This is a genomic window from Nonomuraea sp. K271 (genome assembly GCF_009908215.1).
Lineage (GTDB): Bacteria > Actinomycetota > Actinomycetes > Streptosporangiales > Streptosporangiaceae > Nonomuraea > Nonomuraea longispora.
Window position 1 is genome coordinate 20949 of record NZ_JAAAHR010000064.1, and the last position, 24765, is coordinate 45713.

At 72.3% G+C, this 24765-nt stretch carries 26 protein-coding genes; 2 read left to right on the forward strand and 24 right to left on the reverse strand.

All coding sequences use genetic code 11. The features are described 5' to 3' along the window. Positions 1–62: 62 nt before the first annotated feature. Entirely contained in the window at positions 63–716 is a 654-nt protein-coding gene (locus GUY59_RS22470) for a response regulator (protein ID WP_138200493.1), read from the reverse strand. Further along, positions 704–1834, reverse strand: coding sequence for a sensor histidine kinase (locus tag GUY59_RS22475; RefSeq protein WP_252374900.1), 1131 nt, complete (start codon positions 1832–1834; stop codon positions 704–706). Before GUY59_RS22475 ends, GUY59_RS22470 begins: the two co-directional genes overlap by 13 nt. Positions 1835–2109: 275 nt before the next feature. On the opposite strand from GUY59_RS22475, the gene GUY59_RS22480 reads away from it, so the two are divergent. After that, positions 2110–3144 (forward strand): GNAT family N-acetyltransferase, encoded by a 1035-nt coding sequence (locus GUY59_RS22480; protein WP_201761200.1) that lies wholly within the window; start codon positions 2110–2112, stop codon positions 3142–3144. 7 nt (positions 3145–3151) lie between these two features. On the opposite strand, the gene GUY59_RS22485 is transcribed toward GUY59_RS22480, so the two are convergent. From GUY59_RS22485 to GUY59_RS22580, 21 genes are all read right to left on the reverse strand, one after another. Continuing rightward, positions 3152–3598 (reverse strand): DUF2690 domain-containing protein, encoded by a 447-nt coding sequence (locus tag GUY59_RS22485; RefSeq protein WP_161714652.1) that lies wholly within the window; start codon positions 3596–3598, stop codon positions 3152–3154. A 54-nt stretch (positions 3599–3652) separates the two neighbouring features. Further along, entirely contained in the window at positions 3653–4021 is a 369-nt protein-coding gene (locus GUY59_RS22490; protein WP_138200492.1) for a hypothetical protein, read from the reverse strand. A 308-nt stretch (positions 4022–4329) separates the two neighbouring features. Then, on the reverse strand, positions 4330–5229 hold the full coding sequence (locus GUY59_RS22495; protein ID WP_138200522.1) for an RNA polymerase sigma-70 factor: 900 nt from the start codon (positions 5227–5229) through the stop codon (positions 4330–4332). A 74-nt stretch (positions 5230–5303) separates the two neighbouring features. Next, entirely contained in the window at positions 5304–5495 is a 192-nt protein-coding gene (locus tag GUY59_RS47605; RefSeq protein WP_171055355.1) for a hypothetical protein, read from the reverse strand. Between the two features lie 59 nt (positions 5496–5554). Continuing rightward, entirely contained in the window at positions 5555–5740 is a 186-nt protein-coding gene (locus GUY59_RS22500; RefSeq protein WP_236667404.1) for an NAD-binding protein, read from the reverse strand. Positions 5741–5912: 172 nt separating this feature from the next. After that, positions 5913–7307 (reverse strand): ABC transporter substrate-binding protein, encoded by a 1395-nt coding sequence (locus tag GUY59_RS22505; protein ID WP_138200491.1) that lies wholly within the window; start codon positions 7305–7307, stop codon positions 5913–5915. A gap of 26 nt (positions 7308–7333) precedes the next feature. Next, positions 7334–8170 carry a carbohydrate ABC transporter permease gene (locus tag GUY59_RS22510; protein WP_132333812.1) on the reverse strand — a complete coding sequence of 279 codons (837 nt, stop codon included), beginning with the start codon at positions 8168–8170 and terminating at the stop codon, positions 7334–7336. Next, positions 8167–9072 (reverse strand): carbohydrate ABC transporter permease, encoded by a 906-nt coding sequence (locus tag GUY59_RS22515; RefSeq protein ID WP_132333811.1) that lies wholly within the window; start codon positions 9070–9072, stop codon positions 8167–8169. The genes GUY59_RS22510 and GUY59_RS22515 overlap by 4 nt, the downstream gene beginning before the upstream one ends. 198 nt (positions 9073–9270) lie before the next feature. Next, on the reverse strand, positions 9271–12279 hold the full coding sequence (locus GUY59_RS50800) for an ABC transporter permease (protein ID WP_138200490.1): 3009 nt from the start codon (positions 12277–12279) through the stop codon (positions 9271–9273). Then, on the reverse strand, positions 12276–13148 hold the full coding sequence (locus GUY59_RS22525) for an ABC transporter ATP-binding protein (protein WP_138200489.1): 873 nt from the start codon (positions 13146–13148) through the stop codon (positions 12276–12278). The genes GUY59_RS50800 and GUY59_RS22525 overlap by 4 nt, the downstream gene beginning before the upstream one ends. Further along, on the reverse strand, positions 13145–13810 hold the full coding sequence (locus tag GUY59_RS22530; RefSeq protein ID WP_201761201.1) for an ATP-binding cassette domain-containing protein: 666 nt from the start codon (positions 13808–13810) through the stop codon (positions 13145–13147). The genes GUY59_RS22525 and GUY59_RS22530 overlap by 4 nt, the downstream gene beginning before the upstream one ends. Before the next feature lie 121 nt (positions 13811–13931). Further along, on the reverse strand, positions 13932–14762 hold the full coding sequence (locus GUY59_RS22535; RefSeq protein ID WP_138200488.1) for a carbohydrate deacetylase: 831 nt from the start codon (positions 14760–14762) through the stop codon (positions 13932–13934). Continuing rightward, positions 14759–16174 (reverse strand): MFS transporter, encoded by a 1416-nt coding sequence (locus tag GUY59_RS22540; RefSeq protein WP_138200487.1) that lies wholly within the window; start codon positions 16172–16174, stop codon positions 14759–14761. Before GUY59_RS22540 ends, GUY59_RS22535 begins: the two co-directional genes overlap by 4 nt. Positions 16175–16298: 124 nt before the next feature. Then, on the reverse strand, positions 16299–17186 hold the full coding sequence (locus GUY59_RS22545) for an amidohydrolase family protein (RefSeq protein ID WP_138200486.1): 888 nt from the start codon (positions 17184–17186) through the stop codon (positions 16299–16301). After that, positions 17183–18361 carry a VWA domain-containing protein gene (locus tag GUY59_RS22550; protein WP_138200485.1) on the reverse strand — a complete coding sequence of 393 codons (1179 nt, stop codon included), beginning with the start codon at positions 18359–18361 and terminating at the stop codon, positions 17183–17185. The genes GUY59_RS22545 and GUY59_RS22550 overlap by 4 nt, the downstream gene beginning before the upstream one ends. Further along, the gene (locus GUY59_RS22555) at positions 18354–19214 is read right to left on the reverse strand and encodes an AAA family ATPase (RefSeq protein ID WP_138200484.1); all 861 of its coding nucleotides are present in this window, start codon (positions 19212–19214) and stop codon (positions 18354–18356) included. The genes GUY59_RS22550 and GUY59_RS22555 overlap by 8 nt, the downstream gene beginning before the upstream one ends. Next, a complete protein-coding gene (locus GUY59_RS22560) occupies positions 19211–19513 on the reverse strand; it encodes an EthD family reductase (protein WP_138200483.1) in 303 nt (100 codons plus the stop codon). The genes GUY59_RS22555 and GUY59_RS22560 overlap by 4 nt, the downstream gene beginning before the upstream one ends. After that, positions 19507–20520 carry a xanthine dehydrogenase family protein molybdopterin-binding subunit gene (locus GUY59_RS50060; protein ID WP_138200482.1) on the reverse strand — a complete coding sequence of 338 codons (1014 nt, stop codon included), beginning with the start codon at positions 20518–20520 and terminating at the stop codon, positions 19507–19509. Before GUY59_RS50060 ends, GUY59_RS22560 begins: the two co-directional genes overlap by 7 nt. Before the next feature lie 2 nt (positions 20521–20522). Continuing rightward, positions 20523–21911, reverse strand: a complete 1389-nt coding sequence (locus tag GUY59_RS50065) for a xanthine dehydrogenase family protein molybdopterin-binding subunit (protein ID WP_138200481.1) — start codon at positions 21909–21911, stop codon at positions 20523–20525. Then, positions 21908–22396, reverse strand: a complete 489-nt coding sequence (locus GUY59_RS22575) for a (2Fe-2S)-binding protein (protein WP_138200480.1) — start codon at positions 22394–22396, stop codon at positions 21908–21910. The genes GUY59_RS50065 and GUY59_RS22575 overlap by 4 nt, the downstream gene beginning before the upstream one ends. A 60-nt stretch (positions 22397–22456) precedes the next feature. Beyond that, positions 22457–23245 carry an FAD binding domain-containing protein gene (locus GUY59_RS22580; protein ID WP_138200479.1) on the reverse strand — a complete coding sequence of 263 codons (789 nt, stop codon included), beginning with the start codon at positions 23243–23245 and terminating at the stop codon, positions 22457–22459. Positions 23246–23327: 82 nt separating this feature from the next. Between GUY59_RS22580 and GUY59_RS22585 the strand changes: the two genes are divergently transcribed. Further along, on the forward strand, positions 23328–24005 hold the full coding sequence (locus tag GUY59_RS22585; RefSeq protein WP_132333797.1) for a GntR family transcriptional regulator: 678 nt from the start codon (positions 23328–23330) through the stop codon (positions 24003–24005). 38 nt (positions 24006–24043) lie between these two features. Here the strand turns inward: GUY59_RS22585 and GUY59_RS22590 are convergent, their stop codons facing one another. Next, positions 24044–24748: a FadR/GntR family transcriptional regulator gene (locus GUY59_RS22590; protein ID WP_442939005.1), complete on the reverse strand. Its 705-nt coding sequence runs from the start codon at positions 24746–24748 to the stop codon at positions 24044–24046. Positions 24749–24765 lie beyond the last annotated feature (17 nt).

The window sequence follows — 24765 nt, forward strand, 5'->3', positions numbered from 1 at the left end:
CGGGCGCGCACGACGTCCGGCGCGGGCCGGCCGTGACGCGGTCCCGGTCTGGGCGGCTCCGGTCAGGTGAGGCCGGCGTCGTGGGCGAGGAGCGCGATCTGGGTGCGGTTGTCCAGGTCGAGCTTGGTCAGGATGCTGGAGACGTGGGCCTTCACCGTCGTGATGCCCATGGCGAGGTCGGCGGCGATGTCGGCGTTCGTCCGGCCTTGGGCGATCGCCAGCGCCACCTCCCGCTCGCGCGGCGTGAGGGCGGCCAGCGCGGAGCGGGCCCGTTCGTACGCCCCGGCCTGGGCGACGGTGCGCTCCATCAACCGCCGGGTGATGCCCGGGGACAAGATCGGGTCTCCCTCGGAGACCCGGGTGATCGCCTCCACGATCTGCGGCGGCGCGGTGTCCTTGAGCAGGAACCCGGCGGCGCCGGCGCGCAGCGCGTGCAGGACGTTCTCGTCGGTGTCGAACGTCGTCAGCACGATGACCTCGGGCGGCCGGGCGCGGGCGCGCAGCCGGCGGGTGGCGGTGATGCCGTCCACGCGCGGCATGCGCAGGTCCATCAGGACGACGTCGGGGGCGTGGGCGTCGGCCGCCGAGATGGCCTCCTGCCCGTCGGCCGCCTCGGCGACGACGGAGATACCGCCCACGCCGTCGAGCATCATGGACAGCCCGGCGCGGACCAGGGCGTCGTCATCGACCAGCAACACGCGGATCACGCGGGCCATAGTAGCCGGGCCCGCAACCGGAACTCTCCTTCGGTGCTCTGGTGGTCCAGCTCCCCGCCGGCCAGGCGTACCCGCTCGGTGAGCCCGACGAGGCCGAGCCCGCTGCCCGGCGCGAGGGCGGGCGTGCCCGCCGGGGGCAGCGGGTTGCGCATGTCGATCAGGAGGGGCGTGCCGGGAGCGCCGCGCAGCAGCAGCTCGACCGGCCGGCCGGGCGCGTGCTTGCGGGCGTTGGTCAGCCCTTCCTGCACGACGCGGTACGCGGTCTGCGACGCCACCGCCGGCAGGGCGGCGACGTCGGCGACCTCCTCGCGCAGGCGTACCGTCTGGCCGGCTTGCTCGGCCTCGGTGATCAGGCCAGGCAGGTCGGCCAGGTCCGGCCGGGGCGCGAGCTCGTCCGGGTCGTCGTCCTGCTCGTGCAGCAGGTTGATCACCTGGCGCAGCTCCTCCAGCGCCTGGTGCACACCGGCGCGGATCACCCCGGCGGCCCGCCCGAGCTGTTCCGGTGAGGAGTCGGGGCGGAACTCCAGCGCCCCGGCGTGGGTGGCCACCAGGGACAGGCGGTGGGCCAGCACGTCGTGCATCTCCCTGGCGAGCCGGCGGCGTTCGCCCATGCGGGCCTCGGCGACGCGCCTGCCCTGCTCGGCCTCGGCGCGGTGAGCGCGCTCGCGCAGGGATTCGAGCAGGGCTCGGCGGGAGCGCGCCAGCGCGCCCCAGCCGAGCAGCGCGCCGTAGGCGGAGGAGATCAGCAGCAGCCACCAGCCGAACGAGATGCCGGAGTTCGGCCGCCACAACCCCTGGACGACGTGGGCCGCGATGCCCGCCGCCGTCACCGCCGCCGCGACGGGGAACCGCCTGCGCCGGGCCACCTGGAGCGCCCCCATCGAGGCCGCGGGCGTGGCCACCGGGGAGAGCGTGGCCAGCAGGGTGGCGGTCAGCGCCCCCGAGACCGGCCAGCGCAACTGCGCCGCCGCGGCGGCCAGGCTCACCGCCGCGACCGCGAGGTCCAGCCCCCAGGTGGGCCGGCCCGCCAGGCTCCACAGTGACACCGCGGTCAGCACGCCCATGACGAGGAGCACGGCGGCGACCGCGCCCAGGTGCGGAGGTCGGTTCTCACTCACCGGCCCAGGCTATGGTCCGGTACGGCGGCGCCATCACCTACCAAAGTCGGACCCGTACCCCACGGGTGGAGGACGCCCGCGCCCGCCTGGTCGGCCCGGCCCGCCACGCGCGGAAGCCCTGGAGCGGGGCCGTGCGGCCGTACGGTCCCGCGGTCCCATGGTGCCCGCCGCCTGCTCGCCGCAGGCTGCGGTCACGGGAAAAGGAGGTGCCGGTCCGGCGGCCCCCGCCTACGCTGGCGCGCAGGCAGGCCCGCTCCGGCGCATGGGAGGTCCCCGTGGTGCACGACCGCCTCGCGTCGCTGGATTCGCCGCCCGGCTACCTCTTCCGCCCCTGCCGGGGCGGCGGCGACCACGCCGCGATGGCCGCCGTACGGCAGGGCTGCGCGGCGCTGGACCGGATCGACGCCCGGTCGGTGGTCGAGGGGCTTCCCACGGCAGCCGAGATCGCGGCGTCGTGCGCCGCGCCGGCCGACCCGTCCGGTGACCGCGTCCTCGTGGAGCACGCGGGTGACGTCGTCGGCTACGCGACGGTCACGTGGTGGGAGGAGCAGGACGGGACGTGGCTCTACCTGCACCGCGGCCACTTGCTGCCCGCGCACCGCGGCCGGGGCGTCGGCTCCGCCATGCTCGGCTGGGCCGAGAGCAGGATCCGCCGGCTCGTACGGCAGCACGGCACCGCGCGCACGGCCGTGTTCGGCGCGAACGCCACGGACCACGAACACGAGGCGACGGCGTTGCTCGCCGGCGCCGGGTACCGGCGGGTCTTCAGCCTGGTGGAGATGGAACTGCCGGACCTGCGCGACCTGTCCGCGAGCGGGCGGCCGCCGGACGGCGTGCGGGTCGGCGCCCTCGTACCTGACGCCTTCCAGGCGGCGTGGGAGACGGTGACCGGCTCGTACGCGGAGGCCGCCTTCACCGGGAGGTGGACGTTCGAGAGCTTCCTCGCCACCGCCGACCCGGCCTGCTGGCGGGGCGCCTGGGCGGGCGACCACCTGCTCGGCGTCGCCCTCTGCGTCGTGCGCCGGCGGGCCGGCGTGGTGGTGGGCGAGGTCGAGGAGCTCAGCGTACGGGCGCGGTCGCGGCGTCGGGGAATCGGGCGGGCCCTGCTGCTGGACGGCTTACGGTGCCTGCGGGCGCACGGAGCCGAGACCGCCCGGTTGTTCACCGGCACGGCGAATCCGCACCGCTCCTACGACCTCTACGAGAGCGCGGGCTTCGTACGCCGGACCGAGCACGTCCGCTACCGCAAGCCGGTCGGCCTTTCTCCGGGCCCGCCGACGCCGCCGTCACCGCCCGCCCCGGACGCGTGAAGCAGCCTCAGCCGCAGGCCTTCGCCGTGGTGCCGCTGCCCTTGTTGGTGCGGCCGATCCCGTTCGACACCGTGGCCGAGGCCTTGGCGCAGACGCCGCTGGGAGCGTAGACCATGTCGCCCCAGTGGCGGCCGCCGTTGCCCGCGCGGTAGGTGAAGGATATGTTCTTCTTGCTGGTGAAGACCGTGATCTGGCCGGTGCCGTGCTTGGACACCTTCGCCTCGCCCCAGTTGGTGCCGCAGCGGCGGGAGTAGTAGAGCTTGACCGTGCCGAGGCTGTCGCCGATCTCGTTCTTCAGCGAGGCCTTCTTCCCGGTGTAGACCTTGGAGGCGGCGCAGCCGCTCTTGTAGGGGTCCTTGCCGTCGTAGGCATGGGCGCTCGCGGGGCCGGCGCTCAGCAGAATCGTCGAGATCGCCGCCGCGGACACCGCGACCGCCGCTACCTGGATTTTCATGTCGGACATACTCCTTCGGAGTGGTTGTGGTGGAGGCTCGCCTGCAGCCGGCGCTCAGCAGTCCTTGGTGATCCTGGTGAGGTTCTCGGCCAGGCCCTTCCTGAACTTCTTCTTGCCCTCGGTCCCGCCGTTCGTGGCGAGACACTCCTTCCGCGTCCCCGCGGGACCCTTGAAGTGCAGCTCCGCGTACACCCGGTGGGAGCAGTGGTTGTTGAAGTAGACCGTCGTGGAGGAGTTGCCGTCCTTCCAGGAGTAGTTGGTCTTCCTTCCGGTGGGACGTACACAGGTGACGCTGTCGCGCTCGACCGCCTGGGCGAGGGCCGCGCCCGCCGTCGCCGCCGTCGCGGGTGCGGCGGGCGCGGACAGCATTGCCGTCGCGGCGCCGCAGGCCGCCAGGGCCGACGTCAGCTTCGTGACCCGCATTTCCGCATCCTTTCTCTCCGCGCGGACGACCAGTGAAAACAATCGCCTTCGCCTCCCCAAGGCACAGCGCCGAGACCCGGGTGAAGTGGGAACGGTTTCGACTATGCCGGGCATATCGAGGCGACGGCAACCGACATTTGCCTGAGAATTGTCCAGGCATTGTCCAGTGTCCATTTGGACAATAGAACAGCAGGTCAGGCACGTGTGGACGAGGTCAGACGAAACAACCGACGTGCCTTACCTGTGCGCCACAGAAACGACCTGGGAAAAGCCGGCACCCGCATCGCCGTCGTCCGGACGCCGAGCTTTCAGCGGTGAGTGAGCGGAATCTCGGACTCGACGCGGGTCAGCTTCTCGGGATTGCGGACGTAGTACAGGCCGCTGATGCGGGCGTCGTCCTGGACGCTGATCGCGAGGATGCCGTCGAGCTCGCCGTCCAGCCGCAGCACGAGTGCCGGGTTGCCGTTGACCACGGTGAGTGCGGTGGTGACCGTGCCGTCGTACCTGCCGAGGCCGCCGACGATCATGCGGCCGACCTTTCCCTGGCCGATGACCGGGTTCAGCGCGGCCTGCTTGACTCCGCCGCCGTCGGCCACCAGGACCGCCCCGGGGGCGAGCACGTCGAGCAGGCCCTGCAGGTCGCCTGTTTCGACCGCGCGCTGGAACGACTCCAGAGCCGCCTTGATCTTGCCCGGGGGCACCGCCTCGCGCGGGCGCCGGGCGTTGACGTGCCTGCGGGCGCGGTGGGCGATCTGACGGACGGCCGCGGGGCTCTTGCCGACGGCGGCCGCGATCTCGTCGTACCCGACGTCGAAGGCCTCGCGCAGGACGAAGACGGCGCGCTCGGTCGGCGCGAGCGTGTCGAGGACGAACATGAGCGCCATCGACACGCTCTCGGCGAGCTCGGCGTCGTCGGCCACGTCCGGCGCGGTGAGCAGCGGCTCGGGCAGCCAGGGGCCGACGTAGGCCTCCCTGCGGCGCGTCATCGTGCTCAGCCGGTTGAGCGACTGCCGGGTGGTGATCCTGACCAGATAGGCGCGCTGGTCGCGCACCTGGCCGAGGTCGACCTTCACCCACCGCAGCCAGGTCTCCTGGAGGACGTCCTCGGCGTCGGACGCCGATCCGAGCATCTCGTAGGCGACGGTGAAGAGCAGGTTGCGGTGGGTGACGAAGGCGTCGGTCGCCGGGTCGGCGGCGTGGTCGCCCATGTCTCGCCTCCTGTCCGCCCGGACGGTGTTCGCGCGTCTCACCACGGTAGGTCCTTCTCTCCTGGCGTGACCGTTCAGCGGGTGGACAGCGCGTCGCCGCGCCCGGCCCGCAGCACCTTGCGGCGCTCGGGGTCCTTGACCCAGGCCGGGTAGTTCAGCGATCCGGGCCTGCGTGCCTGGTCGGCCAGCTGCGGTTCGCGGCCGTCGCCGAGCCGCACGGCGTCGCGGGTCACGGCCGTCACCGTCGTGCCGGGGCCGTCCAGCACGGGTCACGCCGAGCCGGGTCACGGTGTCGACCACCAGCCCGACGCTCCCGGCCAGCAGGTCACGGCAGTCGGCGACCGCGTCGTGGGTGCCGCCCACGCACTGGTGCAGGCGGATCCGGTCGACGAAGCTCGGACGCGGGTTGGATCAATGTCACCGTCACGTCGTCGCGTTGCGTGAGGCGATTGGCGGCCAGTACGCCGGCGTAACCGCCGCCGATCACGACGACCCGGGCGTTCTCGGTCATGGTGTCTCCTTCGTGCCGTCAAATGGGGTTCGGCACAAGACACCGCCCGCTCCATCGTTGTGACCGGTGTGAGGCGGATCACTCCCGGCGTTCCACGTCCGACGACGGGGACGCCCCTCGGTGGATCCGGTGTGAGAGGCGGACGCCCCACCGTGGACGCCCGCCTCTCCTGTCACTGCTCGACGTTGGCGTTGTACTTCTCGATCGGCGCCTGCAGGGTGGCGGCGGCGTTCTGCATCGCCTGGTCGGCCGGGGTCCTCGGCTCCTGCCCCTCACCGGCGGGCACGGCCTGTTCGAGGCCGACCTCGGCGGCCTTCCTGGCCTCGGGCATGACGCCGAGGAGGCAGCCCGACGTGGCCGCCGACGGCTGCTGGGCGCGCAGCTGCGTCACCGCGACCTGGAAGTTGGGGTTGTCGTCCGCCTTGGCCTGCGGGTTGACCGGCACGTAGCCGGTCGCCTCGTGCCACTTCGCCTGCTGCTCGGGCGTGTTGGAGAACTTCACGAACTCCCAGGCGGCCCGCTTCTCCGCGTCGGTGTGCCCGACCGCGTTGATCCACAGGGAGGCGCCGCCGATGATCGTGCCGCCGCTGGAGGAGTCGGACACCTTGGGGAAGGGGGCGGTCTTCAGCTCGAACTTGTCCTTCGACGCCTCGGTGTAGCCGCCAAGGGCGGAGGTCGACTCCAGGTGCAGCGCGATCGTCCCGGTCTTGAACGCGTTCTGCGCCTGGTCGGTCGGCCGGCCGGTGTTGGTGGCGTACCCTTCCTTCACCAGGTCTCCCAGCCACTGGGCGAACTCGGGCCCGGCGCCGGAGCCGAAGTTCACCTTGGTGGCCAGGCCGTTCCTGCCGTTGCCGTTGTCGCAGTACTCGGCGTTGTCCTGGGCGGTCAGCTGCTCGACGAACCAGCCGTAGAGGGCGGCGTTGAAGCCGTACTGCTTGACCGTTCCGCCCTCCTTGACGGTGAGCTTCTTCGCCCACTCGCCGACCTCGTCGAGGGTGGCCGGCGGCTTGTCCGGGTCGAGCCCGGCCTTCTTCACGGCGTCGGCGTTCATGTAGAGCAGCGGCGCCGAGGAGTTGAACGGCATCGACCAGAGCTTGTTCTTGATCGTGTAGTAGCTGGCGATGTTGGGCTCTATGTTCGCGTTCTGGTCGAACTTGTCCTGCTCGATGAACTTGTACATCGGGACGACCTGCTGCGAGTCGTACATGAAGCGCGACCCGATGTCGTAGATCTGGACCAGTGGGGGTGTGGCCTCCTGCTGCACGGCCTGCTTGTACGCGACCACCATCTGGTCGTAGTCGCCCTTGAAGACCGGCTTGACGGTGATCTTGTCGTTGACCTTCTTGAAGTCCTCGACCATGGCCTTGATGGCCTGCTCGTTCTTCTCCTTCATCGAGTGCCAGAACTCGATCTCGATCGGTTCCGTGATCGCGTCCGCGCCGGGCGCCGTGGCGGCTTCGCCGCCTTCGCCCGAGCTCGCGTCGCCGCCGCAGCCCGTCAGAGCGAGGGAGAGTGCGGCCGTGACGACCAGCCCGTCGCGCGTACGCCGGAATCGGGGTCGTGCCATCTGGGAACTCCGTTTCTTGTTCACGATTACTTCACCGCGCCTGCGGTGAGGCCGCGGATGATGAAGCGCTGCCCGAAGACCACGAGCAGGAGGGTGGGCAGCAGTGCGAGGGTGACCCCGGCCAGGATGAGCGTGGGGCTGGACGATTCCGCGTCGTTCAGCATGGAGACGCCGATCTGCAGCGTCTTGTACTGGTCGTCGTTGCCGAGGATCAACGGCCAGAAGTACTGGTTCCACGTGGTCATGAACACGTAGACGCCGACCGCGGCGATGGCCGGCTTGGACAGGGGAAGCAGGATCCGCCACAGGAACCGCAGATGGCCGCACCCGTCCATCACCGCGGCGTCGCGCACCTCGACCGGGAACTGCAGGAACGACTGCCGCAGCAGGAAGGTGCCGAAGGCGTGGGCGAGGAAGGGCAGCGTGAGCCCGAGGTAGGTGAGCGGCCCCTTGGTCAGTCCCAGGTCCGAGACCAGCAGGTAGTTGGGCAGGATGATCGCTTCCCACGGCACCATGAGCGTCACCATGAACAGCGCGAACATCGCCGTCTTGGCCCACATCCGCAGGAACGCGAACGCGTAGGCGGCCAGGACGCTGGAGAGGAGCTGGCAGAGGGTGACGATGCCGGTCTGGATCGCCGAGTTGAGGTACTGCCTGGCCAGCGGGATGGTGTCGAGCGCCGAGCCGTAGTTGCCGAGGTCGATCGCCGTCGGCAGCAGCTTCGGCGGATAGCTGGCCAGGTCGCTCGGCGTCATGATGCCGCCGATGAAGGCGTAGTAGAGGGGGAAGACCACCGGGATCGCGCACACGATGAGCACGAGATAAACAACGATCTTGCTCGCGACCGAGGAGGAGGTGCTCATCGGTAGTGGACCTTCCTTTCCAGCACACCGAACTGGATGCCGGTACACACCAGGACGACCACCAGGAGCACGATCGCCGCGGCGCTGGCCGTGCCGAAGTCCGACGATCCGTAGCTGAAGGCCTTCTCGTAGATCCAGTAGACCAGCGTGGACGTCGCCCCGTCGGGGCCGCCCTTGGTGAGGATGTGGATCTGCCCGAAGCTCTGCAGCGCGTGGATCGTGGAGATCACGATGAGGAAGAAGAGCTGCGGCGACAGCATGGGGACGGTGATCCGGCTGTGCAGGCGCCATCCCGTCGCGCCGTCGAGCCTGGCCGCCTCGATCACCTCGGTGGGGATCGCGCCCACCCCTGCGGAGAGCACGAGGACGTTGTAGCCGAGCGTCATCCAGACCGTGGTGATCGAGATCGAGATCAGGGCCAGGTCGGGTTCGGTGAGCCAGCCGATCCGGTCGACGCCGACGTAGCTGAGGATGCCGTTGGCCATGCCCACGGCCGGGTTGTAGATGAGGGCGAAGATCACCGACGCGGTGGCCACGGAGAAGGCGAACGGCAGCGCGAACACCGTACGGAACATCCTCTGCCCGCTGATCCGCGACTCCAGCAGCAGCACGACCACGAGCGCGCCCAGGATCGCCGGGACAACAGTGAACAGGGCGAACAACGCGGTCGTCCCCAGCGCTTTGAAGAAGGCGGGGTCACCGAACATGTCCGCGAAGTTGTCCAGCCCGACGAACCTGTTGGCCCGTCCGATGATGTCGGTGCCCATGGTGGACAGGTAGAACGTCCTGCCCAGCGGATAGAAGACGAAGACGGCAAAAATGATCAGCGAGGGCGCCAGGTAGAGCAACGACAACCGGTGCTCGCCCGTCGGTCCTCGTTGCCTGATGGTGCGAGCTTCCATCGTCGCGCAGTCTCACTTTCGTTGACCTGGTGTTTCGTTGTGCTCGCTGGATTCTGCCGACTATGACCCTGTTTCGGTAGACCTGCTCACTAAAGCGCAGGGTGAACGTTCGCGGAACGTTATCCGGGCGGCCCCACCACCCGTCAGACCGACGGTCACGGGCCCGCCCCAGGCGCCGTCGGCACCGGGCCGGGACGGTCAGGCGGGGGCGTCACGCAGGCGTTCCACGCGGATCCCGCGCAGCAGCAGTTCCGACACGACCGCCGCGGCCAGCAGGCTGACCAGCAGGGCGGCGCCGGCGACGAGGGCGACCGGCGCCACCGCCACCTCGTGCGGCAGCGGCGGCGTGACGGGCGGGGAGGTGAACTGCGGAATCCTTCCGAGCGCCACCCGCGCCGCCACCAGTCCCGCCAGCAGCCCGGCCAGGGTGCCCGCCGCGATCGTGATCACCTGCTCCAGCAGGAGCGCCACCCGCAGCGAGGCCACCTTCGCGCCCGACGCCTCCAGCGCGGCCAGCTCGTACGCGCGCCTCCGCGCCGAGGTGTGCAGGGCGAGCACGGTGCGCCCCAGCGCCAGAGCGGCCGCCGCCAGGGCGGAGGCCAGCAGCAGCAACAGCGCGAGCCCCGGGCCCTGCCCGGCGAACGACGCGGTCAGGTCGGCCACGTGCCGCCGCGACACCACCGACAACCCCTGCCGTTCCAGCTCCCGCTCCAGCGCCGCCGTGTCCGTCAAGCCGGTCCACACCTGGTACGAGGCCTTCTCGTGCACTCCGTACGCCATCCGGTCGGCCTGCTCCAGGTTCACCAGGACGCCCACGTCGGTCAGGCCGGGCGCGGCGCCGGACGCGACGACGGTGCGCACCGGCCCGTCGAAGGCGTGGTCGAGCCCCGGCACCACGCGGTCGCCGATCTGCCCGACGGCGACGGCCGGCGGCTGCGGATCGTACGTGGCGGGGCGCAACGTCTGGTTGCCGACCATGGTGACCGCGAACGCGCCGTCGCTCTGGCCCAGGTTGGGCTCCCATGGCGGCAGGGGCAGGGAGCGCCAGCGGCCCTGGTCGCGTACGGCCATCCCCGTGACGCTCACCCGTACGAAAGCGGACTCCTCGAACTGCGCCGGCGGGACGGGCTGCCCGCGGAAGGCGCGCAGCTCGCACCGGGCCTGGCCGCAGGCCGGCGGCAGGTTCCATTCGTGCACGCCGGAGCGCCCCGCGAGTTCGCCGAGCGGGAGCCGGGCGGGCCGCAGCTGCCCGGGGACCCGGAACGTGACGAACAGCTTGATCGCCCAGCCCTTGGAGGGCCGGTCGTGCGCCACATCCACGCGGAACCTGTCGCCGCGTACCCACACCCGCGGCTCGTCCGGGGTCGGCAGCCTGGCGGCGGCCTGCGCCAGGGTCACGCCACCGGCCAGGCCGGGCCGCCAGGCCGCGCCCACGGCGGCCAGCCGCCGCGGGTCCGTGGCGATCAGCTGCGGCGGACCCGGCACCTTGATCACCGGCGCGGCGGTGCCGCCGCCGGGGTCGGCCGCGGCCACGGCGGCGATCAGCTTGCCCGGCTCGACCGGCCGGACCGTGATCGCGGTGGCCGCGCCGTTGTGGAAGCGCGCCGTCTCCTCGTAGTCGCCGGACGTGGCGCTCCACGCCGACACCGCGAACGTGGCCAGCCCGAACGCCGCTCCCAGCACGATCACGCTGCCCGTGGCCACCGGTCCCCTGGCCACCTGCCGCAGCGCCAGGAACGGCCCGAGCCCGCCGCGCCGCCTGGTGACCCCGAACAGCCGCCTGGCGAGCAGCGGCAGCGCCCTGGCCGCCAGCAGCGCCACGCCGAGCGCGAGCAGCCCCGGCACGGCCAGCGCGCCGGAGCTGCGTCCCGACACGTCCGTGACCAGGCCGGTGGCCAGCAGCTCGACCAGGCCGATCGCGGTGACCGCGAGGACCACGGCGTCCAGCACCCAGCCGCGGGCCGTGCGGCGCGGGGTGCGCCGCCACTCCTCGGTGACCGGCCGCGTCGCCGTACGCCAGGCGGCCATCGCCGCCGCGAGCACGCCGCCCAGCATCGCCGCGACGCCGGCCAGCGCCGCCTCCGGCGGGAAGGTCGCCGGAATGCCCTCCGGCAGCAGCGCGCCGATCATCACGCCCGCCGCGGCGTGCCCCGGCAGCAGCCCGAGCGGCACGGCGGCGGCGAGCAGCAGCAGCGGCTCGGCCAGCGCGAACAACCACACGCGCGCCCGCCCGTGCCCGCGCAGGCGGGCCAGGGCGAGCTCCGCGCCGCGCGCCCTGACCAGGTCGCCCACGGTCTGGAAGAGCAACATCCAGCCGAGCGTCACCACCTGCGCGATCACCAGGAGCGTCGGCACGCCCAGCGCGCCGGTGCCCGCGGTGACGGCTCTGAGCGTGTCGGCCACCCGGGAGAAGACGATGTCGCCCGAGTTGCGGCCCGCGGACTCGGCCGCGGCCTGCATCGCGGTGAGCTTGGCCACGTCGGCGCCGTCCAGCCGGTCGGTGACGATGGGGACGATGGCGTAGTCGGTCCAGCCCGCCTCTTCGTCCTGCCCGCCCGAGACGGTGCCGGAGACGTCGCCCGAGATGTTGTACGTCTCCAGCCGCGTCTCGGGCACGGTGAACAGCGCGTCCGCCTTGTCCTCGCCCGGCTCCCCTGTGGGCGAGAACAACGTCCTGCCGAACCAGAACGGGTCGCCGGCCTGCCCCGGCCGGTAGATCCCGACCACGGTCAGCTGCGCCGGTTCGCGGCCGCTGGGGGTGTACTCGACGTCCACCACGGCCGACAGCCTGATCTTCTCCCCCACCTTGAACCCGGACGCCTGGCTGGCCATCACCTCCTTGGCCGCGCCTGGGCAGCGGCCCTCGCCCACCGGCAGGTGCTCGCACTGCCCGTCCTGCCAGACCAGCGAGAACGCGCGCCGGTCTCCCGGCCGGCCGCTGCTCGCCTCCATCCCGAGGACCGGCGGGCCGGTGAAGTCCGCGCCCGCGGTGAACGCCGCGACCTTGGCGTCGATGCCGCCCTGGGTGGTCGTGTACCGCCAGCCGCGCCCTTCCAGGGGCGCCGTCTCCACCGCGTCCCTGGCGATCGTCGTGGCGGCCGCCGCCGCGTAGATCGGCCCTACGGCCGCCGCCGCGATCGGCACGACCGCGATCAGCAGGACGACCAGCGAGAGCGTACGGCGTTCCCAGAGGCCGCGCGGGATCACGGCTCGGCCCTCCTGAGCACGATGCCGTCCTCGAGCTCCTCGATCCTCGCCATGGAGCCGGGCGGCAGCAGGTGGTGGAATTCGGGCGGCACCTGTACGGCGCCCTCTCGGCCGACGACCACGAAGTCCTCGCCGCGCCGGCCCTCCGCGCCGACCCGGCCGTCCCTGATCGTCACCGTACGGCTCAGCGCCTCGCTCACCGAGGTGTCGTGCGTGACGACGACCGCGGTCGTGCCGTCGGCCGCGGCGACGTCCTTGATGAGCTCGATCACCCGCGCGCCGGACTCCTCGTCGAGCTGGCTGGTGGGCTCGTCGGCCAGCAGCAGCTTGGGCGCGTTGGCCAGCGCCACGGCCAGGGCGAGGCGCTGCTGCTCACCGCCGGACATCCGCCCGGCCGGGCGGCCGCCCGCGTCCGCCAGCCCCACCCGGGCCAGCAGGTCGCGTGCCCTGGCGCGGGCCCTGCGGCGGGAGCCGAATCCGGCACCGGGGCGGGAGCCTGAGCGGGCGCCGAGTCGGCCGTGTCCGGCGGCGCGCTGGGCGAAGGTGATGTTCTGGGCGGCGGAGAGGTAGCCGATGAGGTTGCGGGCGGGGTTCTGCAGCATCATGCCGATGTGCGTGGCCCGCAGCCGGTCCAGCCTGCGCTGGTCGAGCCGCCCGAGGTCGACGCCGTCCATCCACAGGCGGCCCGCGCTCGGGCGCAGCAGCCCGGCCAGCAGCCACAGCAGCGTCGACTTGCCCGCGCCCGAGGGGCCGAGCAGGGCGACCGTCTCGCCCGCGTCGATCGTCAGGTCCACGTCGCGCAGCGCGACGACCTCGACGTCCTGCGCCTTGTAGATCTGCACGATCCCGTCGCACCTGACGACGCTCACAGGGCGCTCCTTGACCGCCGGCGATGGGCGCGGGCGCGCAGCTCGATCACCCGGTCGCAGCGCTCGGCCACCTCGGGGTCGTGCGTGGCCACCACCAGCGTGGTGCCGCCGTCCGCCGCCGCGAGCAGTTCGTCCAGTACGAGCGCGCGGTGCGTCTCGTCCTGCTCGGCCGTCGGCTCGTCGGCCAACAGTGCCCGGGGCCGCAGCGCCAGGGCCCTGGCCACCGCGACGCGCTGCTGCTGCCCGCCGGACAGCTCCTCCACCAGGTGGCCGGCGAACTTCGCGACCCGCAGACGCTCCAGCGCCTGCGCCGCCAGGCGTACCGCCTCGCTCGGCGCGCGTCCCGCCGCCCTGAGCGCCACCTCGACGTTCTCGGCGGCGGTGAGCAGGCTGAGCAGCCCGTACGACTGGAAGACGAGCGCCAGCCCGGCCCTCAGCTCCGGCTGCTCGTCCAAGGGCACGCCGCCGACCAGGACGCGGCCGGCGGCGGGCGGGAGCAGCCCGGCCAGCGTGGTCAGCAGCGTGGTCTTCCCGGATCCGGACGGGCCCATGAGCGCCACCCGCTCGGCTCGGCCGAACTCCAGGGTGAGGTCTTCGATGATCGTGCGCCCGCCCGCCCGGCAGCTGAGTGCGCGGCATGCGAGCGTCGGTCCTGGCACCACTCGCGGATCATCCTCCCGCCCGATGATCCGCGTCAACGGCTGTCAGGACGCAACCGCATTGCGAGTGAGCCACGGACCGCGGGGCCCCGGTGGCGGATCGCGGGGACGCGGCGCGCGCCGCTCAGTCCCACCAGCCTGCGGCGAGTTCGACGCCCTCCTTCTGCAGCGCGTCGTGCCAGACGGGGTCACGCAGCAACCGGGCCTCCCATGCGCGTACGACGCCGTCGGGTCCCGTGACCGCGTCCTCGCGGGACGGGTGCAGGAACAGCTCGCTCGTGCCCTCGGGAAGCGCGGCGAGGCGGCGGAGGTAGTCGTCCCTGAGCCGCTCGTAGGCGCCGAGCTCGTCCGCCGTGCGCCGGTTGGTGGCGATCGTCTGCGGGATCGCCACGCCGAGCGCGTCGGCGAGGGCGACGGCGCGCTCGTGCACCTGCGCGAGCTGCGGCGGGAGCGGCCCGCCGATGTACGGCTCGGGGTCGCGCGGCAGCCGGAAGGCCAGGCCGTGGCGTGCGCACCATTCGAGCGTCTCGGTGAGCCATGACCGGCCGTGCAGGCCGTAGAGGGTGCCGGCGTGGGAGTCGGCCGCCTCGGGCGCCAGGCGCCGGCCGCGCATCCAGCGCAGTTGCGCGTCCGCCTCCTCCACGACGTGCCGCGCCTCGCCCCGGGCTCCCAGGACGAACGGATCGTCGTGGAGCGTACCGTCGTGGTCGGCCAGGCATTCCGCGCCGTTGAACGGCCGCCAGCGCGGGAGCCCGCGCTCGCTCGTGAGCGTCACGTGCAGCCGCGGAACGACGCCGAGCTCGCCGACCTCGGACGCGGCCCGCTCCGCGGCGGGCGAGACGCAGATGAGCGTCGTCGCGGTGACGTGCCCCTCGGCGAGCAGCGCGAGGATGACCTCCGTGGTGCCCGCTTCCCTGCCGAGGTCGTCGGCCGTGATCACGAGGCGGCGGCTCATCGCGGAGCCTCCGCGGCCGGTTCGTCCGCGCCGTCAGTGGGCGGCCCGCCCGTGGGGTCCTGGGGTGGCGGCCCGGCCGGCTCGGACGCCTCCGGCGGCGTCTCGATCGGGACGGAGACGAACCGCGCCGCGACCGCGCCGATCGCTGTCAGCACGAACGGGTACACGCACAGGTACACCCGGAACGCGAACCCGGGGTCGGCGCCCGGGTCGTCGCCGGAGTTGTAGCCGAAGAACACGCCGAGAGAGGTGAGCGCGAGCCCGGTCACGATCCCGTTGAGCCGGCCGAAGAAGCCGAACGCGGACAGGAAGAGCCCTTCTCGGTGCTCCCCGTTGCGGGCCGCGTCGGCGTCCAGCACACGCGCGACGATGAGGTCGTTCGTGGCGAGCATGCCCGACCAGCCGGCCCCGACCAGCACGCCCGCGGCGATCGCGGTGACGAGGCCGGTGGCGAGGAACAGGGCGGCGAAGCCGGCCGCGAGGACCGCGAAGGCCAGCCGCCAGGCCCACAGGGCGCCGCGGCGCGCGACGACGCGCGTCCACACGACGAGGCCGCCCGCCGAGATGAGGATGACGATGCCCTGCAGGTAGAGCGCGTTGCCGACGGGCAGCCCGAGCGAGTAGCGCACGTAGAGCTGGATGCCGGACAACACGAGCGCCATGGCCACGCCGTAGCAGGCGCCGGTGAGCCCGACCGTCCAGAACATCGGGTTGCGTACGATCGACCACACGCTGGGCAGCAGTTTGGGCCGCTCTCGCGTGGAATAGCGGGGACGCTCGCGTGCGCCGAGCGCCATGAACACGATCACGACGAGGGCGATCGCGCCGTAAATGATCGCGGTGGTCTGGAAGCCCTGGGTGGACTCCTCGGTGCCGAAGACGCTCGTCGTGAGCACCGGGGTGACCGCGAGCGAGATCACGAGCGCCACGAGCTGGAAGCCCTGGCGCAGGCTGTTGGCCACGGCGCGGTCGCGCTCACGCGGGTAGAGCTCGGGGAGCAGCGCGCCGTAGTTCGCGTTGAGCATCGAGTCGAAAGCCTCGCACAGGATCGCGAACACGGCGAACCAGAGCACGAGCCCCATGCCGTCCAGGGAGTCCGGCGCGGAGAAGAAGGCGACCATGCAGGCCGCGAGCATCGGCGCGCCGGCGAGCAACCACGGCCGGCGCCTGCCGAACCGGCTTCTGGTGCGGTCGGAGAGGTGGCCGAGCAGGGGGTTGTCGACCGCGTCGATGACGGCGTACACCACCATGACGACGCCGTACGCGCGTACGTCCAGCCCGAGGATGTCGACGTAGAAGAGGATCGTCGATCCCTTGATCATGTTGATCGGGATGGACGTGCCGAACATCCCGATGGCGTAGCGCCACGCGGGAGTCCGCCCCGGAGCGGAGCCGTCACCGGGATGGGACACGCGATCACCTTCCTTGCTGAGCAGACAATGCAGACAACCGGCGCAGGATGTCAATGTCCGGCGCCGGCGGACGGCACGCGGCGGGGCGGTCGCGGGCCGGCGCCCCTGACAAGGGCCTGACCGTTCAGAGCCCGTAGACGCGGGTGGCCGTCGCCGAGAAGACGTCGCCGATCTCCCCGGCGGACCGCCCGGCGAGCACGTCCTGCCAGGTGGACAGCAGGGTGGGCAGGTCGGTCCAGAGTTTCTCGACAGGGAAGTTGCTGCCCCACATGCAGCGGCCGGAGCCGAACAGGTCGAGGCACGTGGTCGCCACCCGCTTGATGAGCGGCCGGTCCACGCGGTGCACGAACGTGCCCTGGCCGGTGAGCTTCACCACGACGTTGGGATGTTCGGCGAGGAGTGTCAGCCCCCGGGTCCACTCCGCGGCGGCGGGCGGGGCGAAGTCCACCGGCATCCCGGCGTGGACGAGCACGAACGTCATCCCGGGGAAGTCCGCCACCAGGGCGGCGGCGTCGGCCAGCTGGGCTGGGAACACCTGCAGCTCGAACAGCCAGCCGAGGTCGGCGACCGCGGCGAGGTTGCGCCGGAAGACGGGGTCCTTCATGCGGTCGGGCGCGGTGGCGAACCGGAACTCGGGCCGCTCGTGCCAGTGCAGTTGCAGGCGGGTGCCGCGCACGAGCGGCGTGAGGGCGGCCTGACGGCGCAGGACGTCGGGGGCGTCGTCGGCGAAGAGGTCGGCGCAGCCCACCACGGCGGCAGGCCAGCCGGTCTCGGCATGGACGTCACGCAGCCGGCGCACCTCGTCGACGGAGCGGTCGAGCGGCCAGTTGGCCTGGACGTAGACGGCCGAGGTGATGCCGCAGGGGGCCGCTTCCGCGACGTACTCGGAGACGGGATAGTCGCGGCGGATCGCCTCGTACGGGCCGAAGATGCGGGGGACCATCTCCCCCTGCAACCAGGGCAGGTCGGCGGCCCGCCAGATGTGGTGGTGCGAGTCGACGATCCCGGTCATCGCGGTGCTCCCGGAGGTGTGGCGGGCCAGTGTCGTGCCGCGGCGCGGCGGCGGCCGGACAGGACGGCGGGCAGGCGGCGCACCTCCGCCAGCGCGGTGGCCAGGTCGCGGACGCCGCCGAGGTGGTCAAGGCTCGGAAGCTGGGCGGACATGGCGCGGGTGGCGGGGCGGTAGGTGGGCGAGCAAGCCAGCGGCGACCACCAGACGAGCCGGTGGCCGAGTCTCGACAGGCGGGCGGTGGCGCGGACCATGGGGCCCGGGTCGCCGCGTTCGAGCCCGTCGGACAGGACGACCACGAGCGCGCCGCGGGCGAGCGCCGCGAAGCGCGGGTCGGCCAGGAAGCGGTGCAGCGACGCGCCGATCGCCGTGCCGCCGTCGGCGTCGGTGACCAGCTCCGACACCGACCTCAGCGCCTGGTCGGCGTGCGGGTGCGACAGCGCGGCGGTGATCCGCGTGAGCCTTGTGCCGAAGGTGAACACCTCGGTACGGGCCGGCGCGGCGCGCAGCGCGGTGTGCGCCACGCGCAGGAGGTCGGGGGTGTGCTGCCGCAGCGAGCCCGACACGTCGGCCAGGATCAGCAGGCGGCGGGGCCGGCGCGGGCGGGCGAGGCGGCGCAGGTCGATGATCTCCCCGTCGTGGCGGTGGGCGCGCCGCCACGCGTGCCGCACGTCCAGCCGGTCGCCCGACCTGGACGGGCGGCGGCGCCTCGACGGGGTGACGGGCAGCGCGGCGGGCCAGGCGGCTTCGAGCGCGCGCATGAGCGCGCGCTCGCGGGTGCGGCCGAGGTCCCGCGTGCCGTACGTGCGCAGGGCGCTGGCCTCTGTCCCGTCGCCCGGCCGCGCCTCGTGCTCCGGTGGCTCCTCCTCGCCGGGCCCCCCGCGGGACGGCGTGCCGTCGTCCCGGAGGACCGGCGGATCGGTACGGGCGCCGTGCCGGAACCAGGCGTCGAAGACGCGGTCGAAGGCGGGCAGGTCGGCCACGTCCTGGAGCAGGATGATCCGGGCGGACCAGTACAGCGCGGCCATGCCGGACGGCGGCGATTCCGCGATCACCCGCAGCAGGTCCGCCCGCTTGGCCGGCGCGGTACGGAGCCCCGCCTCGCGCAGCGCGACCAGGAAACCCCACAGGTGATCGGCGGCGAGCCCCGCGGGACCGGCGGAGCGGGTGTCAGGCATCGCTGAACACGTCCTCCGCGTGGCCGAGGAGCAGCCGGGTGTCCTCCTCGTCCTTGATCAGCAGGCCGAGGGCCTTGCGCAGCGCCAGGGGCCACGGGTCGCCGCCCTCCGCCAGGGCCATGGCGCCGCGGGCCCACTCCACCGACTCGGCGATGCCGGGCCGCTTGAGCAGCGGGAGCCGCCGTACGCGCTGCACCGCCCGTACGAGCCCGTCGGCCGCCCGCTCCTCCAGGCCGGGCACGGACGCGCGCAGGATCGCCCGCTCGCGTCCCGGTTCGGGGAAGGCGATCCAGTGGTAGAGGCAGCGGCGTTTGAGCGCGTCGTGCAGCTCGCGCGTACGGTTGGAGGTCAGCACCACGATCGGCGGCGTGCCCGCCCGCACGGTGCCCAGCTCCGGGATCGTGATCTGGTGGTCGCCGAGGAACTCCAGCAGGAACGCCTCGAACTCGTTGTCGGCCCGGTCGATCTCGTCGATCAGGAGCACCGCGCCCTGCTCGGCCCGCACCGCGCGCAGCAGCGGTCGGCGCAGCAGGAACTCCTCGCGGTAGAGGTCGCCGGGGTCCTCGCCGCGGCTCTCGGCCACCCGGACGTGCAGGAGCTGCTTGGGGTGGTCCCACTCGTACAGCGCCTGGCCGGAGTCCAGCCCTTCGAAGCACTGCAGGCGGATCAGCTCCAGGCCGGTGATGCGCGACAACACCGAGGCCACCTCGGTCTTCCCGACGCCGGGCTCGCCCTCCAGCAGGAGCGGCCGTCCCAGGCGCAGCGCCAGGTGGACGGCCGTGCACAGCCCCTCGTCGGCGAAATACCCCTCCCTCTCCAGCGCCGCGGCCAGCTCGCCGGGGCCGGGGGTCACAGCTGCACGTGCTCGGTGGTCAGCAGGTGGACGCGGGACGAGGTGTGCGCGGACGCGTCGGCCGCAGCCGCCCTGCCGTGCTCGGAGCCGAACGCGGCGGCGCGGGCGTCCTCGTCGTCGAAGTACAGCTCGTGCACCGAGTCGTACGGCCCGTCGTCGCCGTTGACGATGTTGACCGTGTACCTGCGCAGGCCCGGCAGCTTCCTGGCGAACGCGACGTGCTCCTCCACCGCCCACTTCGCGTACGCGTCGTGGGACAGGCCCTCGGCGCGCTTGAGCAGCGACATGACCTTCAACATGGTTCCTCCATCCTCAAGGCGTCCAGCCCTCGCAGGACGCGTTCCGGGGTGAACGGCATCGACGTCAGGCGCACACCGCAGGCGTCGAAGATCGCGTTGGCGATGGCCGGGATCGGGGCGTTCGCCGTCATCTCGCCGATCCCCTTGGCGCCGTACGGCCCGTTCGCGGCCGGGCGTTCCAGGATCACGCTGTGCTGCGACGGGATGTCGGCGGGGCCGGGCATCAGGTAGGCGGAGAAGTCCCGGGGCCCGTGGTCGCGCAGCGGGTAGTACGGCTCGGTGGTCTCGAGCAGGGCGTGCGACACGCCCATCCAGGCCCCGCCCTCCACCTGCTGCGTCGCCATGGCGGGGTTGAGCGCCCGGCCGACCTCGTACGCGTTGAAGAGCTCCAGCACCTCGACCACCCCGGTCTCGTCGTCGACCTCGACGACCGCGACCGTGCACGCGTGCGCCTGGCAGGAGTCGGGGTCCATCTCCCCCGTCTCCGGCACCGGGACACTCGGCTCCTTGAGGTAGACGCCGCGTCCCGAGATCGTCCTGCCGTGCTTGAAGTGCGCGGCCATCGCCAGGTCGGTGACGTGGACGCGCTTGTCCTGCGCGCCCCTGACCATGATGTAGCCGCTGCCGTCGGTCTCCAGGTCGGCGGCGTCGACCTCCAGTTCCTCGGCGGCCACCTCCAGCATCACGCCGCGCGCCTCGGCCGCGGCCATGATGACGGCGTTGCCGACGCGGTGGCTGCCGCGGCTGGCGAAGGTGCCCATGCAGTGAGGGCCCGTGTCGGTGTCGGCCGTGTCGACGAGCACGTTGCCCATCGGCAGGCCGAGCGTCTCGGCGGCGCACTGGGCGGCGATCGTCTTGATGCCCTGGCCCAGGTCCACCGAGGACAGCGAGACCACGAACGTGCCCGTGGTCGTGGCGTGGATCAGCGCCTGCGAGGGGTCGCCGCCCAGGTTCATGCCGGTCGGGTAGTTGACCGACGCGAACCCGCGGCCGCGCAGCTTCGCCATCGCTACAGCCCCTCTCGGGTCGTGGAGGACATCCTGCGGCAGTCCTCGGGCAGGTCGTGCCCGGCCAGCTCCGCCGCCTTCTGGATCACCTCGACCAGGGCCGTGCCCTCGGCGATCTTGCGGTGGGCCTTGACGTCGCCGTCGCGGTAGGCGTTGATCAGCCTGAGCCGCAGCGGGTCCATGCCGAGCGCGCGGGCGATCCGGTCCATCTGCGACTCCAGCGCGAAGTCGGCGATGGTCACGCCGAATCCGCGCATGGCGCTGGACGGCGTGCGGTTGGTGAACACGCAGTGGCAGTCGGCCCACACGTTCGGGATCGAGTAGGGGCCGGGCAGGTGCGCGGCGGCCTTGGTGGTGCCGTACGGGCTGTGACGGGCGTAGGCGCCGGCGTCGACGTACAGGGTGACCTTGCGGCCGGTGATACGGCCGTCGTCCATCACGGCGTCCTTGATGACGATGCGCTCGGCCGCGCGCGGCGAGGAGACCTGCATCTCCTCGGCCCGGTCGTAGACGAACTTGACGGGGCGGTCGACCGCCATCGCGGCGACGCACGCGATCGGCTCGACCACCACGTCCACCTTGCCGCCGAAGCCGCCGCCGACCGTCCCGCCCACGATGCGCAGCCTGTTGAACGGCGTGCCGAGGATCAGCGCGGTGTTGTCCAGGGTGAAGAAGCACGCCTGGGTGTCGGAGTGGATGCGCAGCCGCCCGTCGGCCTGCGGGACGACGACGCAGCCGGTGGTCTCTACGGGGGCCTGCTCGATGGGCGACGACTGGTAGCGCCACTCGAAGACGTGGTCGGCGCGGGCGAAGGCGGCCTCCACGTCGCCGAACCGGATCCGCCTGCAGTGGTGGCCCTCGTAGACGAAGTGGTTCTGCCCCTGGTACTCGTTGACCAGCGGCGCCCCCTCCTCCAGCGCCTCCTCGACGTCGAGGACGTGCGGCAGGTCCTCGTACGACACCTCGACCGCGGCCGCTCCGTCCAGCGCGGCCGCCTCGGTCTCGGCGATCACGGCGCAGATGGGCTCGCCGAGGTAGCGCACCTTGTCCACGGCGAGGACGGGCTCGTCGTCCGGCTCGACACCGATCAGCTTGAGCACGGTGTAGACGTTGTTCGGGACGTCGGCGTGGGTGAGGACGCGCAGCACGCCGGGCACGGCCAGGGCCGCGGTCACGTCCACGCCGGCGATCCTCGCGTGGTGCCGGGCCGAGCGGTGCATCTTGAGGTGCGCGAGCCGCGGCGGGGCCACGTCCTCGAAGAACTCGGTGCGTCCGGTGACATGCCCGCGCGCGTCGGAACGCTGCACCACCGAGCCGACCACGGTCAGGCCGGCGTCGTCCCGCTCGGCCGCGAAGGCGCCGGTGTCGATGGGGGCGAGCCGGTACGTCATCGAGGCACCGCCCGTTCCCTGCGCCGCCTGGCCGCCTCCATGATGGCGATCACGATGGGCCGGTAGCCGGTGCACCGGCAGACGTTGCCCGAGACGGCCTCGATCACGTCGTCCTCGCTCGGGTCGGGGTTCCGTTCCAGCAGCGCCTCGGCCACCATGATCATGCCGGAGGTGCAGAAGCCGCACTGGGTGGCGAAGCAGTCGATGAAGGCGCTCTGCACCTCGTCCAGCTCGCCTCCGGCGGTGACGCCCTCCAGCGTGCGGACGGAGGCGCCCGCGACGGTCTCCACCGGGACCAGGCAGGAGGCCTCGGGCCGGCCTTCGACGAGGACCGTGCAGGTGCCGCAGGCGCCCTGCGCGCAGCCGCGCTTGGCCGCGATGAGCCCCAGCGACTCGCGCAGGCAGGCGAGCAGCGTGGCCCCCGGCGCGGCGATGAGCTCCCGCCGTTCACCGTTGACGACGAGCGAGACGATCTGTGACGGCACGATCCCACCTCTTCCGGTGCGGGCGCTTCGAAGGAACTTCAGGGGAGCTTCAGGGGAGCTTCAAGGGAGAAAGGCGCGGCGCAGGTGGACGGGCAGGACCCGGGCCCGGTACCACGCGCTGGCGTAGGCGTCGTCGAAGGGGTCGATGTCGGCGCGGGCCGCCTCGCCCGCCTCGGTGAGGTTCTCCGGGGTGAGCGGCCGGCCGTCCAGCAGGCGTTCCGCGGAGAACGCGCGCACGGGACGCGGGGCTACGCCGCCCAGCACGATCCTGCGGCCGCCGGGCGCGGCGACGGAGGCGACGGTGACGATGGACGCCGAGTTCAGGCGGCGGCGCATGGCCTTGTGGTAGTGCCAGGCGCCCGGCTCCGGGAGCGTGACCCGTATCGCGGCGACGACCTCGCCCGCGGCCGTCCCGGCGGCCAGGACGTCGGCCACGGGCGCGTCTCTCCTGCCGTCCGGGCCGGCGATCTCGCAGGTCGCGTCGAGGGCGAGCAGGCAGACGCCCAGGTCGCCGTACGGCTGGGCGACGAACAGGTTGCCGCCCACGGTGGCCTGGTTCCTGATGGTCGGTGAGGCGATCGTGCGCAGCGCCGGCCGCAGGAAGGCGAGACGGGGATGTTCGCCGACGGCGGCGAGCGTGGCCGCCGCCCCGATCGTGGCCACACCTCCGGCGACCTCGATGCCGCCCAGGCCCGCGCGGCGCAGGCTGACCAGCTCGGTCACGGCCGCGGCCCCGCTGTTGACGAGGGGCATCAGGGCGGTGCCCCCGCCCATGATCCGGCCGCCGCGCGCGGAGCAGGCGATCACATCGTCGAGAGACTCCGGTACGTGCACCGCCTGGATCGCCATGTGCGGCCTCCTCACTGATTATCGATAATTGATTATCGACAGCAGTGCGTCAAGGCTTCATCGGCATCGGTAGGATCACCCCGTGACCGAAGAGCCCTCCAAGCTGCCGCGCCTCACGCTGGCCAGGCAGATCCGCGACTCGCTGGTGGGCAGGATCGTCTCAGGCCAGGTCAGGCCCGGTGAGCGGCTGGTCGAGACGCGGCTCGCTGCCACGTACGGCACGAGCCAGGCGCCCGTGCGCGAGGCCCTGCGCGAGCTGGAGGCCATGCGGCTGGTCGAGACCCAGCCGCGCCGGGGCACCTTCGTCCGGCCCTTCATCCAGGAGACGCTGCGCGAGAGCTATGTCGTGCGGGCCGCACTGGAGGAGAGCGCCACCCGGCTGGCCCTGCTGGCCGGCACCGTGCCGGTCGAGGCGATGCGTGCCGAGGTGGAGGCGATGCGGGCCGCCGCGCAGGCCGGCGACAGCGAGGCGTCGGCGCGGGCCAGCGTCTCCTTCCACCGCCACATCGTCGAGGCCGCGCACAACGAGCTGCTCAAGCTCACCTGGGAGGGCCTGCAGATCGAGGCGCGCACCTCGGTCACGATGGTCGCCACCGAGGTCGACCTGCACGACATCGTGCGCGACCACGCCGAACTGCTGGCCGCGATCGAAGGCGGCGACCTGGAGACGGCGTGCCGGCAGGCCCGCGACCACCAGTGGCACTACGCCGACCTGCCGCACGACGCCCACGGGCGCATGCGCGACTCAGCGACGGGCTGAAGAGCCGCGCCGCAAGGCTCGGCGACGGGCTGAGCGGTTCAGGCGCCGCCGGGCTCGGCGGCGCGCTCCCACATCGACCTCATCTCTGCGAACCCCTGCTCCATGATCCCGACCATGGCCCGCCTGGCCCGCTCGCCGTCACGCCGCTGGATCGCGTGGGCCACGTCGGTGTGCAGCTGCAACGCCTCCTCGTCGGGGTAGTGGGGCATCAGGTGGTAGTGGTGACGGCCGGCGAGCACCTCGGCGACGATCAGTTGCAGCTCCTCGAACATCTCGTTGCCGGAGGCGACCAGCACCCGCCGGTGGAAGTCGATGTCCAGGACGAGGAAGCGCGCGTCGTCGCCGGCCTTGCCGGCGGCCCACAGCTTCGCCGCGACCCCCACTAATTCGCTGGCCTCGTCGTCGCCGATGCGCTCGGCGGCCAGCCAGGCGGCGTGCGGCTCGATCGCGGTGCGCAGCTCGGTGATCGAGCGCATCTGCGCCATCCGGGCGTCGGAGGCGAGCCGCCAGCGGATCACCTGGGGGTCGAAGACCTTCCACGCCTTGGCGGGCTGGATCATGATGCCGACCCGGCGCCGGCTCTCGATGAGCCCCATGGACGCGAGCACCCGCAGCACCTCGCGGATCACGGAACGGGAGACCTGACAGCGGTCGACCAGGTCGTCGATGCTGAGGACGGAGCCCGCGGCCATCTCACCGCTGCAGATGGCGGTGCCCAGGTGGTCGAGGACACGTGCGTGCAGCCCGGCCTCTGGAGGGG

What these genes read in the sequence shown, in the direction of transcription:
- GUY59_RS22470 (WP_138200493.1), bottom strand. Translation starts at nt 716, where the DNA reads ATGGCCCGCGTGATCCGCGTGTTGCTGGTCGATGACGACGCCCTGGTC.
- GUY59_RS22485 (WP_161714652.1), bottom strand. Translation starts at nt 3,598, where the DNA reads ATGAAAATCCAGGTAGCGGCGGTCGCGGTGTCCGCGGCGGCGATCTCG.
- GUY59_RS22490 (WP_138200492.1), bottom strand. Translation starts at nt 4,021, where the DNA reads ATGCGGGTCACGAAGCTGACGTCGGCCCTGGCGGCCTGCGGCGCCGCG.
- GUY59_RS22495 (WP_138200522.1), bottom strand. Translation starts at nt 5,229, where the DNA reads ATGGGCGACCACGCCGCCGACCCGGCGACCGACGCCTTCGTCACCCAC.
- GUY59_RS22500 (WP_236667404.1), bottom strand. Translation starts at nt 5,740, where the DNA reads ATGACCGAGAACGCCCGGGTCGTCGTGATCGGCGGCGGTTACGCCGGC.
- GUY59_RS22505 (WP_138200491.1), bottom strand. Translation starts at nt 7,307, where the DNA reads ATGGCACGACCCCGATTCCGGCGTACGCGCGACGGGCTGGTCGTCACG.
- GUY59_RS22510 (WP_132333812.1), bottom strand. Translation starts at nt 8,170, where the DNA reads ATGAGCACCTCCTCCTCGGTCGCGAGCAAGATCGTTGTTTATCTCGTG.
- GUY59_RS22515 (WP_132333811.1), bottom strand. Translation starts at nt 9,072, where the DNA reads ATGGAAGCTCGCACCATCAGGCAACGAGGACCGACGGGCGAGCACCGG.
- GUY59_RS22535 (WP_138200488.1), bottom strand. Translation starts at nt 14,762, where the DNA reads ATGAGCCGCCGCCTCGTGATCACGGCCGACGACCTCGGCAGGGAAGCG.
- GUY59_RS22545 (WP_138200486.1), bottom strand. Translation starts at nt 17,186, where the DNA reads ATGACCGGGATCGTCGACTCGCACCACCACATCTGGCGGGCCGCCGAC.
- GUY59_RS22550 (WP_138200485.1), bottom strand. Translation starts at nt 18,361, where the DNA reads ATGCCTGACACCCGCTCCGCCGGTCCCGCGGGGCTCGCCGCCGATCAC.
- GUY59_RS22560 (WP_138200483.1), bottom strand. Translation starts at nt 19,513, where the DNA reads ATGTTGAAGGTCATGTCGCTGCTCAAGCGCGCCGAGGGCCTGTCCCAC.
- GUY59_RS50060 (WP_138200482.1), bottom strand. Translation starts at nt 20,520, where the DNA reads ATGGCGAAGCTGCGCGGCCGCGGGTTCGCGTCGGTCAACTACCCGACC.
- GUY59_RS50065 (WP_138200481.1), bottom strand. Translation starts at nt 21,911, where the DNA reads ATGACGTACCGGCTCGCCCCCATCGACACCGGCGCCTTCGCGGCCGAG.
- GUY59_RS22580 (WP_138200479.1), bottom strand. Translation starts at nt 23,245, where the DNA reads ATGGCGATCCAGGCGGTGCACGTACCGGAGTCTCTCGACGATGTGATC.